Genomic DNA, 18387 nt, shown 5'->3' on the forward strand with positions numbered 1-18387 from the left:
CCTATGCCAATTCGACACTTAACCGAAACCATCATCAATCAGATCGCGGCGGGCGAAGTCATCGAACGCCCCGCCAGCGTCATCAAGGAACTTGTGGAGAATGCCATTGACGCTGGCGCGACCCGCATTGAGGTCGTGACAGGCGGCGGCGGCAAGACATTGTTGCGCGTGACGGACAATGGTTCTGGAATTCCCGTCGATGAGCTTCCATTGGCCGTCTCTCGCCACTGCACTTCCAAACTGTCAGACGACGTGCATGACATTCGGGCATTGGGATTTCGTGGGGAGGCTCTGCCATCTATTGGTTCGGTTGCAAAACTGACACTCAAATCGCGACCGCAGGACGCCGATTCCGGCTTCGAAGTTTCGGTTTCCGGCGGCCATCTCGATGGTCCCCGCCCCGCCGCATTGAATCGGGGCACAATTGCCGAGGTACGCGATCTTTTTTACGCGACGCCTGCCCGTCTCAAGTTCATGAAGACGGATCGCGCTGAAGCTTCCGCCATAAGCGATGTCATCAAGCGCATCGCAATTGCCTTTCCACATGTCCGCTTTTCGCTCACGGGCACCGACCGGACACCGCTTGATCTAGCCGCAACCGGCAGCGGAGCGGAAGCAACACTCGAACGTATCAATCAGGTGCTTGGAAAAGAATTCGGCGAAAACGCCCTGGCTATCGATGCCGAGCGCGACGGTGTGCGTCTGGCCGGGTTTGTCGGCATACCCTCCCACAATCGTGGCAATGCCCTGCATCAGTTTGCCTATGTGAATGGTCGCCCAGTGCGTGACAAGCAGCTTTTCGGTGCGTTGCGCGGAGCCTATGCAGATGTCATGGCACGCGATCGTCATCCGGTTGCCGTATTGTTTCTGACACTGGATCCGGCTCTGGTCGACGTCAATGTGCACCCTGCCAAAGCTGATGTGCGATTCCGAGATCCAGGTCTTGTACGCGGATTGATCGTCGGGGCGATCAAACAAGCACTGGCACAATCGGGCATTCGGCCGGCGACCAGCGGTGCCGATGCCATGCTGCAAGCCTTCCGCGCTGAAGGGTTCCAGCCGTCATCGCCATCATTCGCATCCCGTCCAACATCTACAGGTTATGCTTCTGGCGGCTGGCGTCCTGCACCTTCTGCACCAAGAAGCGAATGGTCTCTGCAGACTGCACATCCAGCTCATCGGCCACTCGACTTCGCAGCATCATCATCTTTCCATGAAAGTGACCAGGCGAGCCTCGCCGCTGTTATTGTTCCTACGGCAGATGCTCGGGCGACGCTTGTTGACGCACCGGTTGAACTTCAGCAGAAGCCGCTTGGAGCAGCCCGTGCCCAAATCCACGCGAACTATATAGTATCTCAGACAGAAGACAGCCTTGTCATTGTGGACCAGCATGCCGCTCACGAGCGCCTTGTCTACGAAGCGTTGAAAAATGCACTGCATTCCCGCCCGATACCGGGACAAATGTTGCTTATTCCAGAAATCGTGGATCTTCCGGAAGAAGACGCCGAACGTCTTGCAATCCACGCAGAAACACTTGCGCGCTTCGGTCTTGGTATTGAGCAATTTGGGCCAGGTGCTATTGCTGTGCGTGAAACGCCTGCAATGCTGGGAGAAATGAATGTGCCGCAAATGATCCGCGACCTTTCCGATGAGATCGCGGAACATGATACTTCGGATGGGCTAAAAGCCATGCTGAACCATGTCGCAGCAACCATGGCCTGTCACGGTTCCGTACGTTCGGGGCGACGGTTGAAGCCTGAAGAAATGAATGCGCTTCTGCGCGAAATGGAAGCCACCCCCGGTTCAGGCACCTGCAACCACGGTCGCCCAACCTATATCGAACTGAAGTTGACGGATATCGAACGGCTTTTTGGCAGGCGCTGATAGAATTACGACAAAGCTGGATGCGGTACTGCTGGACGCAGTGCCCGGTGCTTGCTAGAGTCGACTACAAAGGTTTTAGACACATGAATAAATTTGAATCGCCCCGTTCCTCCGAAGCTGTTCTGCGCTATCTCGACGGTGATTATGAAATCGTCAGACACGGAGCTTATGTCGCCTGCGCCGTGACCGGTGCCCATATTCCGCTCGATGAATTGAAATATTGGAGTGTCTCGCGGCAAGAACCCTATGCGACTGGCCTGATTTCTTTTGAGCGTGAACTGGAAGTCAACCCTGCATTGCGCAGCCGCAAGAAGGCTTAGAACGCATTTCGGTCTAATTGACTCAAATCGGCGCGTCTCAACTGTTTGTTTTAACGCGCATCTTGTTTCGAAAACCGTTTCACACTTTTCGGGATGCGTTCTAAATCAACTCGTAACACGATTTTTAAATCGCCCGATGACCGTATCCACAATGTGATCAAGCGCATCATTGCGGGCAAATTTAAGATCTATGTCAAGGACTGCAAGTTTCGTGGCAAACCCGACGGGAATTCCGATCATCGTAGCCAGACGCACCTGATCCTTCGCCGTAGTGATCAACCCCAATCCTTGACGACGAGCCGTATCCATCAAGTTACGAATCTCGTCCGGCCCAAAATTGTGGTGATCGGGGAACGAGCGCGTTTCCACAATCTCACCACCTGCTTCAGCGACGCTTGCATAGAACTTCTCAGGATTACCGATGCCAGCAAATGCAAGCCAGCGATTACCCGCTACTGGTGTGGACGACGATGGTTCTAGCCAGGCTTCATATATTGGCCTACCTGCCCGCGCCGCCTGACGGATTACGAAATCAGCACCATCGCCCTTGCCTATACGCAGCAATCCGTCTGTCTTACGCATTTGATCTATCAGCGGAGCCCGCAAAGGTCCTGCCGGTATAACTCTACCGTTGCCAATACCGCGTGTCGCATCCACCACCAGCAGCGAAAAATCGGCAAAAAGCCGCGCGCTTTGAAAGCCGTCATCCATAATGATGAAGTCGCAACCACGCGCTTGTAAATGTAGAGCCGCCTTCAGCCGATCAGGACAGAGAGCCACCGAAGCGTGTCGTGCGAGCAGAAGAGGCTCGTCCCCAACATAGCGAGCGCTGTCATGTGTTGCATCAACGACATGTAATCCCTTATAGGCACCGCCATATCCGCGTGAGACAATTCCGGGCTTCATTCCCCGTGCTTTTACACCTTTCGCGAAGGCGATGGCAGTCGGTGTTTTTCCTGCTCCGCCTACGGTGAAATTGCCAACGCAGAGGACAGGAAGAGGAATCTTCGGCGGCTCCGCTCTCAAAAGCCGACGCCCCGCTACCACTCCGTAGAGCCAGGCAGCAGGTGCCAGAGACAAAGCTCGCCAATCAGGTTTTTCCCACCAGAAAGGCGGCGCCTCACTCACCATCGTCAGTTACCGCCCGTCTGATAAGCAGCCTCGTTACGGTTACCGGGCAACTGTGCCTGCAGGATCAACGGTTGGATAAACGGTTCCAGCGCTACAAGCGTACGGTCGAGTGCACCACGCATATCCCTCACCGTACTCACTCCGGCACTGATCATCGCACGGAGATGCTGGGGATTGTTGAACAGGAAATTGATCGCCCCTGCCAGCATGTTGCGATCTTTCACGATACGTGCACCACCATTTTTGATAAGGCGCTGGAAGGACTCGCGGAAATTCTGCACGTTTCGTCCGGTTAGCACGGCAGTTCCCATCATTGCTGGTTCCAGCGGGTTATGTCCGCCTTCCCTGGTCAAGGAATTGCCAATAAACGCTATCTCGGTAAGCTGGAGATAAAGCCCCATCTCCCCGATAGTATCTCCCAGTAGAATATCGGTGTCGGCTTCAATCGGCTCGGCAGCGCTGCGACGTGCAACCTTGAGCCTTTTTTCAACCAGCATGGCCTCGATGGCTGGAGCACGGTCCGGATGGCGTGGCACAATGATCGTGACAAGATGCGGATAGCGGACTTTCAGCATCTGATGAACTTCGGCGGCAATCGCTTCTTCGCCATCATGGGTAGAGATTGCTGCCCAGGTCCGTCGCCCGGCAATCTGACGCTGCAATGTTGCCAGCGCCTGCTGATCCGCTGGCGGAGGGTTTGTATCTACCTTCAGATTTCCTGAAACGCTGACAGGCCGCGCTCCAAGCGTCCGAAAGCGATCTGCATCGAGTTCCGACTGTGCAACCACATAGGCGAAATTTTCGAAAAGAGCTTCAGCCAGAGCCGGTCTTTTTTGCCAAGCGGCGAACGAACGATCGGACATGCGCCCGTTGACCAGAACCTGCGGCGTATGGCGACTGCCGAGCGAAAGTACTGTTGCAGGCCAGACCTCGGACTCACAACCGATAGCAAGATCAGGTTTCCAATGGTTGAGAAACCTGTTGACCGCCGGCTGCAAATCCAGCGGAGCGTACTGGTGGATGACTTTGTTACCCAACTGATCCGCGACAACTTTTGCCGATGTCACGGTACCTGTCGTCAGCACCACATGAACACCCGTCGCAGCAATTCGTTCAATCAATGGTGTGATCGCTACAGTTTCACCAACACTTGCCGCGTGAGCCCAAATAACCGGTCCTTGTGGACGGGCGATGGCGGATTTGCCGTAGCGCTCGCCACGACGCGTCCGTTCTTCCTTGCCGCGAGAGGCACGATAGGCAATGTAGGGGCCTATGAAGGGATAGGCCGCAGAACCGAGTGCGCGGTAGGCAGACAACATATTGCGCGCCCAACGTTCGCTCATTTCGCTTTCTCCAACGCAGCATAGGCCTTGGCAGTCGCGTCGTTGAGTTGGCGCGTTAGCTCCATGCGTTTTTCTTCCAGTTGCGTTTCATTGGCATCCGAGTCGACCCATACATTGTCGCCACGCACGATAATCGAACGCCCGAAGGGCAGCGGAATCGCCGTTTTATCCCAGGATTTTTCCAAAACATGGTTCCGGGAGAAAGCATAAGCAACCGGTATTATCGGACGACCGGACAATTTCGCCAATAATATAATACCTTCTCCGGCTTCACGCGCCTTGCCATGAGCAATGTCCGCTATGATTGACGCCGATTGCCCTTTCTTGAGAGCATTTTTCAACGTCAGAAGTGCACGTGCGCCGCCCTTTTCAGGTTTCGAGCGCGAACTTCGCCCGCCGGAACCACGTACCGTCACCAATCCCAATTTTTCCGCGACACGAGCGTTCAATTCTGCATCGGCACTTCGTGAAAACATAGCAACCAGTTCGATTCCCTTGGGGCAGATGAACGGTCCCATAAGATGTTGCCCATGCCAGAAGGTCACGATGAAAGGATCATCCTTGCCAACCAGCGCTTGCGGGTCGGCCGATTCTTTCAAGCGTGAATTGGTGATGTAAACAAACTTGAAATAAGCGGTAATGAGCCAGACGAGCACTCCTTTAACCGCAGCAGACTGCGCCAATGGCCCGCGAATACGCCGCCAGAGGCGCTTCGCAAACCCTTGCTTCTTACGCTCGGTTTTCCGATCCGAGCTATCTCCGCTTGGCATCCGATTCCGGTCGGGAGCAGGCAAGCTGCTCAATCCGCCTTCAGTATAACGCTTTCCGGATCGAGCAACCGATGCAGGTGCACGATGAAATAGCGCATATGAGCATTATCGACAGTTTGCTGAGCCTTAGACTTCCACGCGGTCTTGGCTGTCTCGTAATCGGGGTAGATGCCAACGATATCGAGGTTCTCAAGATCTCGGAACTCAACAGTGCCAAGCTTTTTCAGCTCGCCGCCGAACACCAGATGAAGAAGCTGTTTTTTGTCGTCTTCGACGCTCATGACAATTATCCCTGAACAAATTTGGTTCGCGGCATGATTAACCCAAGGGTTAGCCCGCGACAACACTCAACATTTCTTGCAGAAGGTCCCCGCTGGAGGCAACGAGAGCACCATGGCTCAGCGTGGGGCCGCCATATGTAATCGGCAAGGCATCGCTTGTCAGGATTGCCCCATCCGACTCACTCAGGATCAGATCAGCTGCTGCCAGATCCCAATCATGCGAATTTGGCCGAATGAAGGTACCGGCTATATCTCCGCGTGCCACCATCGCAATACGATATGCGAGAGAAGGAACATAGGGATGAACCTTTACACGATCTCTCCAGCTATTCGGCAGCGCCGTCACCATGTTGCGGGCTGATGCGATAGTGACCGGTTCTCCCGGTGACGGCAGTCTGACACGAACGGCAATACCGTTCTGCGAGGCACCGGCTCCTTTGCCAGCCTCGATGAGTTCCTCGCGCGCCGGACATTCCAGAACACCAGCCAAAGGGCGGCCATTTTCAACAATGGCAATACTAACGCACCATTGATCTTGCCCAGCGATATAAGCACGGGTGCCGTCAATCGGATCGACAACGAAAACGCGACTGCGTTTTTCAGCCGCCCGTTCATCGACTGTTTCTTCCGAGATCCAGCCATAATCCGGTCGTGCACTTAAAAGGACATCTTTCAAATAGCGATCGACCGCCAGGTCCGCTTCGCTGACGGGCGAGACACCGTCCTTCAGCCAAACTTCCGGAGAGCGTCCGAAATAGCGCATCGCGATACGACCGGCTTCGCGCGCAGCATCACGTAGAAGCGTCAGCTCTCCGGTAATGTCGCTGTGTTTGTCAGTTTCCGGCAAGAGTCATGCCTTCAATCACCAGGGTTGGGGCAGTCATTCCAAAGTTTCGGTCGATATCTGACGCAGGGGTCATGTTGAGGAACATATCCTTGAGGTTCGAAGCGATCGTCACTTCGCTGACCGGATAGGAGAGTTCACCATTCTCGATCCAAAAACCCGACGCACCGCGGCTATATTGACCGGTAATCATGTCCACACCCTGCCCGAACACTTCCGTTACATAAAAACCTGTACCGACGGCGCGAATTAATTCTTCTGGCGACTGTGAGCCGGGTTCGATGGCAAAGTTGGTGGATGCAGGCAAAACACCAGAACCGGAGCGGACACCACGACCATTGCTTTGCAAGCCAAGCTCGCGTGCGCTCGATCCAGAAAGCAGCCAATGATTGAGGACACCATTCTCAATCATCATCAACGGTTGTCCTTCAATCCCTTCCCCATCGAAAGGGCGCGAAGATGAACCACGTACACGCAACGGATTGTCCGTGACGTTGATACCCTGTCTCAGAACCTGCTTACCAAAGTGGTCGCGAAGAAAGCTTGTCTTGCGAGCAATCGAAGCACCGTTAATAGCACTTGCAAGGTGCCCGGCAATACCGCGTGCAAGACGGGGATCATAAACGACGGTGATGGGGCCAGTCTTTGCCTGACGCGCGCCCAGTCGACGCACAGCGCGTTCACCGGCACGGCGACCAATATCATCGGGCGTATCGAGATCGGAGAAATGCAAGCGCGAACTGAAATCGTAGTCGCGCTCCATTTTCGTGCCCTCGCCCGCAATCGCCGAGACCGACCGTCCAAAGCGTGTGGCAGCATAGTGGCCCGCGAACCCCGTTGATGTGACCAGTACCAGACCACCCAGACTACGCGAAGCGCCAGCGCCGCCGGAATTCGTCACACCTTTGACTGCAAGCGCCGCCGCTTCTGTTGCAAGCGCATCCTGGGTCAGACGTTCGGAATTGATTTCCGTTGAATCGTAGAGATCAAGATCGCGAGGCGAAACCACAAGCAGCGATGGATCGGCCAGTCGCTCGTAGGGGTCTTCCGGTGCAACACGTGCCATGGCGACAGCCCGCTCCGCGAGGCGGTCCGGATCGGCGCTCGCATTGGCGGAAACACTGGCAATGCGACGACCTACAAAAACACGGAGGGCGAAATCATCACTCTCTGACGATTCGGTTCCCTCAACCTTGCCCAGCCTCACCGACACGCTAACAGACCGCGCCCGCATCACGACTGCGTCAGCTTGATCGGCACCTGCCCGCTTGGCAGCAGCCGCGAGAGCCGCGGCCAGATCGACAAGTTTATCCGTCGAATTATCTGAAATCATTATATAATCCGAGTTTCCCAAGTTCATCGCGGTTCAACCTTGCACTACAATCTGCAGCGGGACCTAAACCGGGACTTGCCAAAAAATATCGTCAAATTGTTCGACATCGGGCTGATTACAGCCATATCTTGTTTCTATATTGCCGAAATCAACGAGCTTCAAGGCAAGCCCATCTACATTTCTCCAAATTCCAAGAGCTAAGCATGGTTGCAACTGGCGGAAGTCTCTACCTACAGTGTCTGATGATTTTGGGTGGTGCCATTATCGCTGCGCCGTTATTCAAGCGATTGGGGCTTGGCACAGTCCTCGGTTATCTTGCGGCAGGCATCACAATCGGTCCCGTGGCTCGGCTTATCGCGGATGGAGAAGAGTTTCTGCACTTTTCCGAACTCGGCGTTGTCTTTCTACTTTTCATCATCGGGCTTGAACTGAAACCTTCCAGACTTTGGGCACTGCGCCAATCGATCTTCGGTCTTGGTACTGCACAAGTTCTGCTTTGCGGAGCAGCTTTGACTGCTCTTGGCATCTACTTTGCTGGCCTCAGTACGGAAGCAGGTATCATCATCGGTTTTGGGCTTGCACTCTCTTCCACGGCATTTGCCATGCAAGTTCTGGAGGATCGGGCGGAAACAAATCAGAAGCATGGCCAGCGTGCCTTTTCGATTCTGCTGTTTCAGGACCTTGCAATCGTACCGATTCTCGCCATCATCCCGGCACTTTCGCCCAACGAACCTTCGCAAGCGAGCGCCGGGTTCCATCTCGCCACTGCTATAGCAGCCATCGCCGCGCTGGTGATTGCAGGACGCTATCTCATCAATCCGATGTTCCGCATTATCGCCAATACCGGCGCTCGCGAAGTGATGATAGCAGCAGCGCTCTTTGTGGTACTCGGATCGGCCAGCCTGCTTCAAGCCGCCGGTCTTTCCATGGCCATGGGTGCATTCATTGCCGGCGTTCTGCTGGCGGAATCTTCGTATCGGCACGAACTTGAAGCCGACATCGAACCGTTTCGCGGCATTTTCCTGGGGCTGTTCTTTGTTGCGGTCGGCCTTTCGCTGAACCTCACGGTGATTCTGCAGTACTGGAAGATTATCCTTCTTGCAGTGCCCATCTTCATGGCGACCAAGATCGCCATCATTTATCTGCTGTGCCGCATCTTCCGGTCCAGCCATAACGACGCGGTGCGGATTGCTTTTCTTCTTCCGCAAGGGGGCGAATTTGCTTTCGTTCTTTTCTCTGCAGCCTCGGCTGCGGCCATCATCTCAAGCGCGCTCGGTTCCGAGCTTGTGGCCGCCGTCACTGTATCCATGGCTCTCACACCGCTTTCCGTCGCGATAGGATCGAAGCTGCTCATCAAAGACAAAACTGTCGATGTCATTGAAGAAAACTATGAAGGTGCGGGTTCTGATGTCTTGATGATCGGCTTCTCGCGATATGGCCAGATTGCATCGCAGATTCTTCTTGCCGGCGGTATCGACGTAACCGTGATTGACAGTTCGCCCAATCGTGTCCGTGCAGCGGGAAAATTTGGCTTCCGCATTTACTTCGGCGATGGCACCCGCAAAGACGTGCTGGAAGCGGCCGGAATCCGAAAAGCGAAAATCGTCGCCATTTGTACTCACAAGAAGGAAACAACCAACCACATCGTCAATCTCATACAGTCGGAATATCCCGATGTGCGCCTGTTCGTTCGCTCATACGATCGCGAACATACGTTGCAATTACGAGCGCAAGGCGTTGAATATGAACTGCGCGAAACATTCGAATCCGGTCTGCTGTTCGGTCAGCGGACGCTTGAGGGGCTCGGCATAGCCGAAACGCAAGCCTACGAAATTCGCGAAGATGTGCGCCAGCGCGACGAGGACCGTCTCCACGTGCAGGCTTCGGAAGGAATTCTGGCCGGGCGTCATCTGCTTTTCAACAAGCCGGTCACGCCAGAGCCTCTGGTTAAACCAGCTCGCGAAGGCCAACGCATCGACAAAGGTGTAGATGATATCGTGCCCGCGGCATCGTCAAGTGACACAGTCGGATCACCGATTCCGGCGGAATAGCAAAACGCATTACGATACCGATAAAGTCAAGTCGCAATGCTTGAGCTTATCGACCCAATCTTTCTGTGAACAGCCACTTCTATGGCACGTTTCAACTCGTCGCGAACGCTGGCGCTTTGTGACAGGATTTGTTCAAACTTCAGAAAATCCAGAAGCCCGATCCGTTCGACATTCGGTCGGATAAAAATATGCGGCGGGCGAATGCGAAACTTGTTTTCGATGATGGAGCACATCGTCAACTGGTTCGCACCGATTACCGCTTCAAATGTGGTCGGCATATAGTCATCCGGACCCACTGGCGTACCCACAACATCGATGCCGATAACGATATCAGCTTCATCGAATAGCAAATCAAAGGGGACAGGGTTGAACAAGCCACCATCGACCAGAATGCGACCGTCCCGGCGCACTGGAGCAAAAACCGGTGGTATGGCGCAGGATGCGGCGATTGCGGAATGCAGATCACCATCGCGAATATGAATCTCCCGAGCTGCGTGAAAATCCGCCGCTGTAACAATCATCGGGATTTTCAGCTCTTCCACATTCGCGGGCAAGCTGGCAGGCAGAAAGACATCAAGCACCTTTTCGATGTTGAACTGGCTAACCCGCAAGCCGCCCTTCAGTAATTCTACCCAGCGAGCCGGTCGGGTTTGCCACATGCGCTTTGCGACTTCGGAGCGGCGATTGAAGATCGCTGCCATATATTCGTGAATTTCCTTGCCGGTCATGCCGCTAGCCATACCGGCACCAACAATTGAACCTATCGAAGAACCGGCAATGGCAACCGGTTCAATGCCCAGTTCGTCGAGCACTTCAACGATATGAATATGGGCAATACCACGTGCCCCACCCCCGCCGAAAGCGACGGCAATTCGGGGTGATGACGGCACTGCCTTTTCCAAAGTGGCACCTTTTAGCTTTGGGCTGGACCGAAGATCAGAATAGCCGGTTCTGCTTCAAGCAGCTTTTTGGCAATAGCCTTGACTTGATCCAACGTCACGGCATCAATCAGCTCCGAACGCTTGTCGATATAATCACGCGGAAGTCCAGTTTCCTGCAAGCTGACGAGAGTTTCGGCGATCGCAGCGGACGAGTCTAGATTGTTGACCGCATAAGACCCTTTGAGGAAGCTCTTGGCAGCAGCGAGCTCTTCTTCAGTCGGGCCGTCGGCGGCCATTGCAGCAACCTGCTCGCGGATGATCTTCAGGGATTCCTGTGCCTTATCGGGACGGGTCGCCGTCGAGATCATCAATGCCGAAACATGGTCACGCATGACCATGGATGATGACACTGAATAGGCAAGACCACGCTTTTCGCGCACTTCGGCATAAAGGCGCGAAGTAAAGCCACCACCCAGAATATGGTTCATCAGATAGGCAGCAAAGAACTCGGGATCTTTACGCGGTATAGCGGGATAGACAAAGCTGATCGAGGTCTGCGGCATATCAAAATTGAGACTGGTCGTCGTACCAAGTGCCAGTTTGGCATCCGGCACAGGAACCAGTTCAGCCATCGCGGGCAAATCGCCGAATACTTTATCCAGCAACACACCAAGATCTGTGGCGTTGATGGAACCCACCACACCAATAGTCAGCCGGTCACGCGCAAAATTTTTGCGATGGAAATTGGCCAGATCGTCACGCGTAATCGACTGCAGCGACTTCACCGTGCCGTCATCGGGACGCGCATAAGGATGATTGCCATACAGGACTTCGGAAAACTTGCGTGACGCGATCGTCGAAGGATTTCGCTGCGAAGCTTCGATGCTTGCAATTACCTGCTGGCGAATACGGTCAACGGCATCCTGATCGAAGCGAGGCTTATTGACAGCAAGGGCAAGCAAATTCGTTACTGCGTCGCGATTTTCGGCCAGCATACGAATACCGCCTGAAACGGAATCCTGTGTTGCGGAAAAGCTCATTTCCGCTCCCAGATTATCCATCCGTTCCTGAAACGCATCCGATTTCAGATCACCCGCGCCTTCGTCGAAAAGCCCCGTCATCAAATTAGCCAATCCCTCCCTGCCGGAAGGATCCTGCGATGTGCCACCCTTGAACGAAAACCGCATCGAAATAAGCGGGACTGAATCGTCCTCTACCAGCCAGGCATGAATGCCCTTTGGCGAAACAACTTCTTGAATTTCGATGGCACGCGCTGGCAAGGCGCACAAGATCAACAGTGTCATCGAGGCCGCAAGCATAGCTACAGCAGACCGGGCTGGGCGAAAGTCGAGAACACGTTTGAAGTTCAGCATGATGATCTTCTTCACTGGACCGCTCCTCCCGCACCATCGGCACCCGCGCTTCCTGCCGAGGCGTCAGGGTTCTCGCGGGCACTTTCCGGCTCGGCATCTGGTGGAAGCAGGTAACTTGTTACCGATTGGTCTTGGACGAGATAGCGCGTTGCCACGTCTTTGATCTGATCGACAGTGACACCTTTGATGATCTCAGGCCACTTCTGAATATCGTCAACCGTTTGCCCAACGGACAGCGTCGAACCATAAATCCGGGCCATACCCGTCTGGCTATCACGTGCAAAGATTACTGCCTTCAGGAAACGATTGCGAGCTTGGTCAAGTTCAGTTTGACTGACGCCATCCTTGATGATCCGCGCCACTTCGGCCTCAACTGCCTTTTCAACGTCTCCCAGCGTCGCACCATTACGCGGCGCGCCATAAACGGAAAAAGTGCCGTCATCAAGGGCATCCCCATCGTAGCTTGCGCCCGTATTGGCAGCTATACCCTGTTTGACGATCAGTTCTTGATAAAGGCGCGAGCGCAGCGAACCGCCAAGAATTTCACTCAGGAGATCGAGAGCTGGCGCATCGCCCGGCTTTACATTCGGAAACCGTTTCTCATTCGTATAAGAGGGAACCAGCCAGGACATACGGAACGAAGGAGTGCTGACGCGCTCATCGTGCAGGGTAACTATGCGGGCTGCATGCTTCGCAGGCTCCTGCGGGCGCTCACGTGGCAAAACCTCGGCGCGTTTCGGCACTTTTGCCCAGGTTTTCAAGGTCAGATCGCGCACGCGTTCCGGTGAAACGTCACCGGCGATAACCAGCGTTGCGTTGTTTGGCGTATAATACTGCTGGTAAAAATCGATGGCGTTCTTGAGGCTCAGCTTTTCCATTTCCTGTTGCCAGCCGATGACAGGCTTGCGGTAAGGATGGTTATAGAAAAGAACAGCATCGGTATTTTCCATCAGCATGGACGCAGGATTGGAATCAACCCGCATCCGGCGCTCTTCCAGAATAACGTCCCGTTCGGTTTTGACGGCTTCTTCGTTGAGCACCAGATTTTCCATCCGGTCCGATTCGAACTGCATCACCATTTCCAGTGCTTCAGGAGATACACGCTGGAAATAAGCTGTATAATCATAAGAAGTGAAGGCGTTCTCCTGCCCACCAATAGAGGCGACTTTCGCGGAGAATTCGCCAGCCGGATGGTTCATTGTTCCCTTGAACATCAAGTGTTCGAGGAAATGCGCGATACCCGAAACACCTGGCGCTTCATCGGCCGACCCCACATGGTACCAGATCATCTGCGTCACCACCGGAGCGCGATGATCGGGAATCACAACGACTTCCAGACCATTTGGCAAAGCAAAATGACTGACCCCATCCGACTGAATAATTTCAGGAAGCGCTGCCTGCGCGGCAGATGTCGGTGACGCAGGCGCCGGTGCCAGTTGTGTTTCTGCGTTAGCAGCAGGTTGGTTTTCCGCCCGGACAGCACCATTCGCCAATGGTAAAATCAGCACGAAACCCAAGGCGGTGGACAATAGCAAGCGCCGGAGTGAGGGGTTATTCACCAAGCGACATCTCCAATTGGTTTCATTTCCGCCCAGTCCTTCCGAGCGACAAATTCAATTTTTATGCGAACGGAATCGTCCGCTAATTCAACCGGCGGCTTTCAACTGGATCAGCCGAATGATCGTGCCCCCGTAGTTACGCTCTTCCAGCACGACGAATCGCTCGTCAAGTTCAAGAGCCGCCTCCGCATCTTCTTCAAGCACCAAAAGTGCGTCAGGATTAAGCCAACCACCCTGAAGCGCTGATAAAAATGCCTTTTCCCCCATTCGACGTCCATAGGGAGGATCAGCAAAAACCAGGTCAAACGGCTCCATCGTTCCGACGATACCCAACTGGCATGCGTCCCGTCGCAAAATCTTGGTGTGTCCCTGAAGACTGAACGCCTCAATATTCTGGCGTAATAATCCCCGCCCTTCCGCAGATTCTTCCACGAAGATCGCGTAGCGCGCGCCACGCGACAAAGCCTCCAGGCCAAGCGCGCCAGTTCCTGCGAATAGGTCGAGGACGCGTGCGCCCTCCACCTTGTCGGGAAAATTATGCGCAAGAATATTGAACAGACTCTCGCGTGTGCGGTCGGTGGTGGGGCGAATGGCGTTGGTCGAAGGTGTTACGAGCGCACGGCCGCGAAACTTACCGCCGACGATCCGCACCGCCGCCTCCAGTCCTGCCGCCGCCTGACTTGCCGCCGCTCGGCTTTCCACCTGGGTTAGCCCCCGGCTTGTTGCCCGGTCCACGGCGCGGACCATCATCAAAACTACGGGACTTGTTGCCCGGTCCGCTGCTGCGCGGGCCGGAACGCGTATCGCGGTCAGAAGCGCCAAAACGGCCTTCTCCACGCGGTCCACCCGGCTTCCCTGGCTTACGGCCTTCAAAGCCGCCCTTGCCACGCTCTCCTACCCGGCTTTCCGTATCGCGCAATTCCGCGCGCTCCCGTTTGCCAGGGCGACGTTCCTTGCGTCCATCCTCGCGCGGTTCACGGCGCTCTGGACGCCCTTCATCCGAGCGATTTCCATCCGGGCGGGCCCGCGGCGGACGGGCGTCCTTGTCGAAGCGACCTTCCGGCCGTTTGTTGTAGCGATGTTCGCCGCCTTCTTCGCGTCCCTGATCCTCATCGCCAGTCCGACGCGGACGCATCTGCAGATCGCCACTGAACTTCGCCGAACGGTGTGGAACCTGACGCTCGACACGTGCAGATTTCGCAGCCGCCTTTTCGCCCTTGGGGCGCGCGCCAGGCGCCATCCAGACATTGGCATTGCCGCGACGACGCGGCTCCACCTTCTCCGCATTCTTGTCGTCGCGACCACGGCGACGCTCAGGGCCGCTGGAAATCCACTCGCGTTCACGCGGGCCGCGACGGCGTTCGCCTTCCTCACCCTCGTCTTCCATTTCACGGCGGGTAAGTCCCTGAACAGCGGCATTGGAAAATTCACTTAAGACTGGCGCATCAAAATCTGCGCCCGCGTCTTCGATCAATTTATCACCCAGTTGGTCCCGCAGGATACGCCCTTTGATTTCGCGTACCGCGCCTTCTTCAAGATCGCCAAGCTGAAATGGGCCGAAGGAAACACGGATCAGGCGACCGACGGTGAGGCCAAGCGCGCCGAGAATGTTCTTTACTTCGCGGTTCTTGCCTTCGCGCAAACCGATCGAAATCCAGACATTTGCACCCTGAACCCGCTCGAGTTCTGCTTCTATGCTGCCATAGAACACGCCATCAACAGCAATACCGTTCTTCAATTCATCAAGTTGTTGCTGCGTAACCTTGCCATGGGCCCGGACGCGATAGCGACGCAGCCAGCCAGTGGATGGCAACTCCAGAACACGAGACAACCCGCCATCATTAGTCAGGAGCAAAAGGCCTTCGGTATTGATATCGAGACGACCGACCGAAAGAACGCGCGGCATTTCGGCAGGCAACGCCGCGAAAACCGTTGGACGGCCTTCTGGATCACGATTGGTCGTCACGAGGCCGGCGGGCTTGTGGTAAAGCCAAAGACGAGTACGCTCAGTCTGCTTCAGCGGCTTTCCGTCGACCGTGATAATATCCGTGCGCTTGACATTCACTGCCGGGCTTTCCAACACCTTGCCATTCACAGCAATGCGACCGGCGGCGATCATCGTTTCAGCTTCGCGGCGGGAGGCTATACCAGCACGCGCCAGGCGCTTGGCAATGCGCTCGCTTGTATCCTCCTGCCCCTCGGGGCTGCGTGGCTCGAATTTACGTGGCTTGTCACGCCCACCGTCATCGCGGCGCGGACGGCTGTCACGGTCTTGCCGACCAGGGCGATCGAAACGCCCTCCACGGCCATGGGGACGCTTGCCGTCCTTGTTGTCGTCATCTTTAGTCATCTGATATTGGCCTTTCAGCGGCGCTGCCGTGTCACCTTACACCTATAATGGCAGGCAAGGGACAGCCGGAAACAGGAACGCCGTATAAATCCGTTCGCAAATCGGTTTCGATTTCGTAAATTATGCAGTAACAAATCGCTCCATGGCTTGCGAGCGAAATTTCCGAAAGAATGCATGAAATGGAACGGGCATGAAAAAGATTGCCGATGCCCTAAAGCAGAATGCGGCCACTCCCATGGAGATAGCGCTGCAAGAAGCGCGCACTGCGAGCTTACGCGGAGAAGTCCCGATTGGCGCAGTTGTCGTGCTCCAAGGAACAATTATTGCACGGGCGGGTAACCGCACACGCGAACTGAATGACGTGACTGCCCATGCAGAAATACTCGCAATCCGCATCGCTGGCGAATTTCTACAATCCGAACGCCTCGTCGAATGCGACCTCTATGTAACGCTTGAACCCTGCGCGATGTGCGCAGCCGCGATTTCTTTCGCCCGTATCCGCCGCCTCTATTACGGCGCTTCCGACCCGAAAGGTGGCGGCGTAGAACATGGGCCGCGCTTTTACACGCAGCCCACCTGCCACCACGTACCGGAGATTTATGCCGGCTTCTCGGAGGCTGATGCCCAAAAGATCCTCAAGGACTTCTTTCGAGAGAAACGCTGAACGCTCAGCTCAACGCCTTGCGCCCAGTCATATAGCGCAACGTATCGTCCCGCAGCACAAAGTGATGGACAAGAGCCATCAAGGCATGTCCCGCAATTACTGCAAGTAGGAGCCAACCCAGTAAACCGTGCAGTGCATTACCAGGAGCGGTCAGTGCAGCGTTCTGCACGCCCGTCTGTTCAAAGACCTGGATGCCAAGAAACGAGAAACCTCGCCCACTGCCAAATGTGCGCAGCAAAGCCACAGCCGGAACTGCAAACATCAGCCCGTAAATAAGAAGATGCCCCAGAGCCACCAGCTTACCAGCACGGCCTTGTTTATGCGGACGCTGGTTAATGTTCAGCAAACCCCATATACCACGCAGCAAAACTAGTATTAGAAGCGCAAAACCGAGTTGGTGATGCGCAGACCAGAAAAAATTATAAAACACTGTATCCTTGGCAAAAACGCGAAGAATGGCAGAGATAAATTGCCATAGAAACAAAAAAGCCATCAGCCAATGAAAGACCCTACTGATCAGGCCATACCCGTTTCGACTATCTAAAAAAGTATTCGTATTGCTCATCTCACCATACCTTACGCTCAGAGCTAATACGATACGATCTACCTCAAATAAATCTTTGATCGAAATCAAATACGCGTTAAAATTCCGAACATTAAAAATATTTAATATTTTGATCCATCGATCAGAATGCAGCAAACTAAAATAACTCATATTTTTATTCTAACAACAAAACAAGCCGTAGTAAATTTATCTACTACGGCTTGTTTTATTGAGCAGAAAATATCAATCAGATATTAGTTCCAAGGTAGGTAATCACGCCAGCCTTTGGACTTACCTGAGGCTTTCTTGCGTTCACGTTCTTTTTGCGCTTCGTCGGTTCCCAACTCGCCTGTCGCGGCCGTAGATGCAGGTTCACGGTAAGCCAGCGGCGGCTCACTCAGATAACGGCGCGTTGTAGAGGAGCCCTGGACCTGTTGCTGGCGCATAGCCTTGTAGGCTGCAACCTTTGCCGGATCGAACGTCGGTGTACGGGATTCATAATCTTCGCGGCGGCTGTTACCGCGCGGCAATGCCGCCTGGATATTGGATGCAACCGGGCCATCCTGAACAACGGGCGACACGAAGTTCGGGTCGTCACGGTTCGCAGTGATTTCGTCACGCAGGCGCTTGCGGCGCTGTTCCGGTGATTCCGGCCAGTTAGGATCGTTGGCGCTTGCAAGGCTCTGCTGCGGCGCCGGTAATTGCCCCTTGTCGCCCGGAGCGGGACGCACCAGATCGGGACGAGGCTTGTAATCGATGCGTTCTTTTTTGTTCTTGCCCTGACCAAAGCTCGCCATATTGGAAACGTCGTCGAAGAGCTGTGCGCCCGCCGTTTTGTCCGTTCCATAGGTCGGCGAAGAAACGCAACCGGATAGCGAAACTCCCGCTATCGCCGCCATAAGCACCAGAACTCGTCCTTCAATCTTCATTAGCGCCACTTCTTTTACGCTCGCCGATTTTATCTTCACCAAAATTTGCTCAAGCAAGCCTTGACTGAAGAAACCGGCAACTCCAAGGCAGATCGTAAATTTATTCAAGGACTGCCTTGTACATGAGAGG

Annotated in this window: 17 protein-coding genes; 4 read left to right on the forward strand and 13 right to left on the reverse strand. The window is 54.6% G+C overall.

What is annotated here, in order from left to right; translation table 11 throughout:
* Positions 1 to 3 precede the first annotated feature (3 nt).
* Both mutL and ACYSN1_RS12440 read left to right on the forward strand, forming a co-directional pair.
* Positions 4 to 1884, forward strand: coding sequence for a DNA mismatch repair endonuclease MutL (gene mutL / locus ACYSN1_RS12435; protein ID WP_461725969.1), 1881 nt, complete (start codon positions 4 to 6; stop codon positions 1882 to 1884).
* An 83-nt stretch (positions 1885 to 1967) separates the two neighbouring features.
* Positions 1968 to 2204 (forward strand): DUF2093 domain-containing protein, encoded by a 237-nt coding sequence (locus tag ACYSN1_RS12440; RefSeq protein ID WP_461725970.1) that lies wholly within the window; start codon positions 1968 to 1970, stop codon positions 2202 to 2204.
* A gap of 105 nt (positions 2205 to 2309) precedes the next feature.
* Here the strand turns inward: ACYSN1_RS12440 and lpxK are convergent, their stop codons facing one another.
* From lpxK to ACYSN1_RS12470, 6 genes are read right to left on the reverse strand one after another with little or no spacing between them, the layout of a single operon-like run.
* Positions 2310 to 3335 (reverse strand): tetraacyldisaccharide 4'-kinase, encoded by a 1026-nt coding sequence (gene lpxK, locus ACYSN1_RS12445; RefSeq protein WP_461725971.1) that lies wholly within the window; start codon positions 3333 to 3335, stop codon positions 2310 to 2312.
* Positions 3336 to 3337: 2 nt separating this feature from the next.
* Positions 3338 to 4678 carry a lipid IV(A) 3-deoxy-D-manno-octulosonic acid transferase gene (gene waaA, locus ACYSN1_RS12450; RefSeq protein WP_461725972.1) on the reverse strand — a complete coding sequence of 447 codons (1341 nt, stop codon included), beginning with the start codon at positions 4676 to 4678 and terminating at the stop codon, positions 3338 to 3340.
* Positions 4675 to 5448 (reverse strand): lysophospholipid acyltransferase family protein, encoded by a 774-nt coding sequence (locus tag ACYSN1_RS12455; RefSeq protein ID WP_461726292.1) that lies wholly within the window; start codon positions 5446 to 5448, stop codon positions 4675 to 4677. The genes waaA and ACYSN1_RS12455 overlap by 4 nt, the downstream gene beginning before the upstream one ends.
* Before the next feature lie 29 nt (positions 5449 to 5477).
* Positions 5478 to 5729 carry a DUF4170 domain-containing protein gene (locus tag ACYSN1_RS12460; RefSeq protein WP_140022679.1) on the reverse strand — a complete coding sequence of 84 codons (252 nt, stop codon included), beginning with the start codon at positions 5727 to 5729 and terminating at the stop codon, positions 5478 to 5480.
* 49 nt (positions 5730 to 5778) lie between these two features.
* Positions 5779 to 6576 (reverse strand): 3'(2'),5'-bisphosphate nucleotidase CysQ, encoded by a 798-nt coding sequence (locus tag ACYSN1_RS12465; protein WP_461725973.1) that lies wholly within the window; start codon positions 6574 to 6576, stop codon positions 5779 to 5781.
* Positions 6563 to 7906 (reverse strand): TldD/PmbA family protein, encoded by a 1344-nt coding sequence (locus tag ACYSN1_RS12470; RefSeq protein ID WP_461725974.1) that lies wholly within the window; start codon positions 7904 to 7906, stop codon positions 6563 to 6565. The genes ACYSN1_RS12465 and ACYSN1_RS12470 overlap by 14 nt, the downstream gene beginning before the upstream one ends.
* A gap of 203 nt (positions 7907 to 8109) precedes the next feature.
* On the opposite strand from ACYSN1_RS12470, the gene ACYSN1_RS12475 reads away from it, so the two are divergent.
* Positions 8110 to 9957: a monovalent cation:proton antiporter-2 (CPA2) family protein gene (locus ACYSN1_RS12475; RefSeq protein ID WP_461725975.1), complete on the forward strand. Its 1848-nt coding sequence runs from the start codon at positions 8110 to 8112 to the stop codon at positions 9955 to 9957.
* 26 nt (positions 9958 to 9983) lie between these two features.
* Here the strand turns inward: ACYSN1_RS12475 and ACYSN1_RS12480 are convergent, their stop codons facing one another.
* The 5 genes from ACYSN1_RS12480 to ACYSN1_RS12500 form a co-directional block, all read right to left on the reverse strand.
* On the reverse strand, positions 9984 to 10859 hold the full coding sequence (locus ACYSN1_RS12480; protein ID WP_461725976.1) for a patatin-like phospholipase family protein: 876 nt from the start codon (positions 10857 to 10859) through the stop codon (positions 9984 to 9986).
* A gap of 11 nt (positions 10860 to 10870) precedes the next feature.
* Positions 10871 to 12211, reverse strand: a complete 1341-nt coding sequence (locus ACYSN1_RS12485) for a M16 family metallopeptidase (RefSeq protein ID WP_461726293.1) — start codon at positions 12209 to 12211, stop codon at positions 10871 to 10873.
* Between the two features lie 11 nt (positions 12212 to 12222).
* Positions 12223 to 13770, reverse strand: coding sequence for a M16 family metallopeptidase (locus ACYSN1_RS12490; RefSeq protein WP_461726294.1), 1548 nt, complete (start codon positions 13768 to 13770; stop codon positions 12223 to 12225).
* Between the two features lie 87 nt (positions 13771 to 13857).
* Positions 13858 to 14421 (reverse strand): 16S rRNA (guanine(966)-N(2))-methyltransferase RsmD, encoded by a 564-nt coding sequence (rsmD, locus tag ACYSN1_RS12495; protein ID WP_461725977.1) that lies wholly within the window; start codon positions 14419 to 14421, stop codon positions 13858 to 13860.
* Positions 14402 to 16120: a pseudouridine synthase gene (locus ACYSN1_RS12500; RefSeq protein ID WP_461725978.1), complete on the reverse strand. Its 1719-nt coding sequence runs from the start codon at positions 16118 to 16120 to the stop codon at positions 14402 to 14404. The genes rsmD and ACYSN1_RS12500 overlap by 20 nt, the downstream gene beginning before the upstream one ends.
* A 190-nt stretch (positions 16121 to 16310) precedes the next feature.
* Here ACYSN1_RS12500 and ACYSN1_RS12505 point away from each other — a divergent pair, with 190 nt between their 5' ends.
* Positions 16311 to 16784, forward strand: a complete 474-nt coding sequence (locus tag ACYSN1_RS12505; protein WP_461725979.1) for a nucleoside deaminase — start codon at positions 16311 to 16313, stop codon at positions 16782 to 16784.
* Positions 16785 to 16788: 4 nt separating this feature from the next.
* Here the strand turns inward: ACYSN1_RS12505 and ACYSN1_RS12510 are convergent, their stop codons facing one another.
* Both ACYSN1_RS12510 and ACYSN1_RS12515 read right to left on the reverse strand, forming a co-directional pair.
* Complete coding sequence (locus tag ACYSN1_RS12510; protein WP_461726295.1) at positions 16789 to 17349, reverse strand: cytochrome b; 561 nt, start codon at positions 17347 to 17349, stop codon at positions 16789 to 16791.
* 233 nt (positions 17350 to 17582) lie between these two features.
* Positions 17583 to 18257 carry a hypothetical protein gene (locus ACYSN1_RS12515; RefSeq protein ID WP_461725980.1) on the reverse strand — a complete coding sequence of 225 codons (675 nt, stop codon included), beginning with the start codon at positions 18255 to 18257 and terminating at the stop codon, positions 17583 to 17585.
* Positions 18258 to 18387: the final 130 nt, after the last annotated feature.

This window comes from Brucella sp. LJL56, from assembly GCF_054871705.1.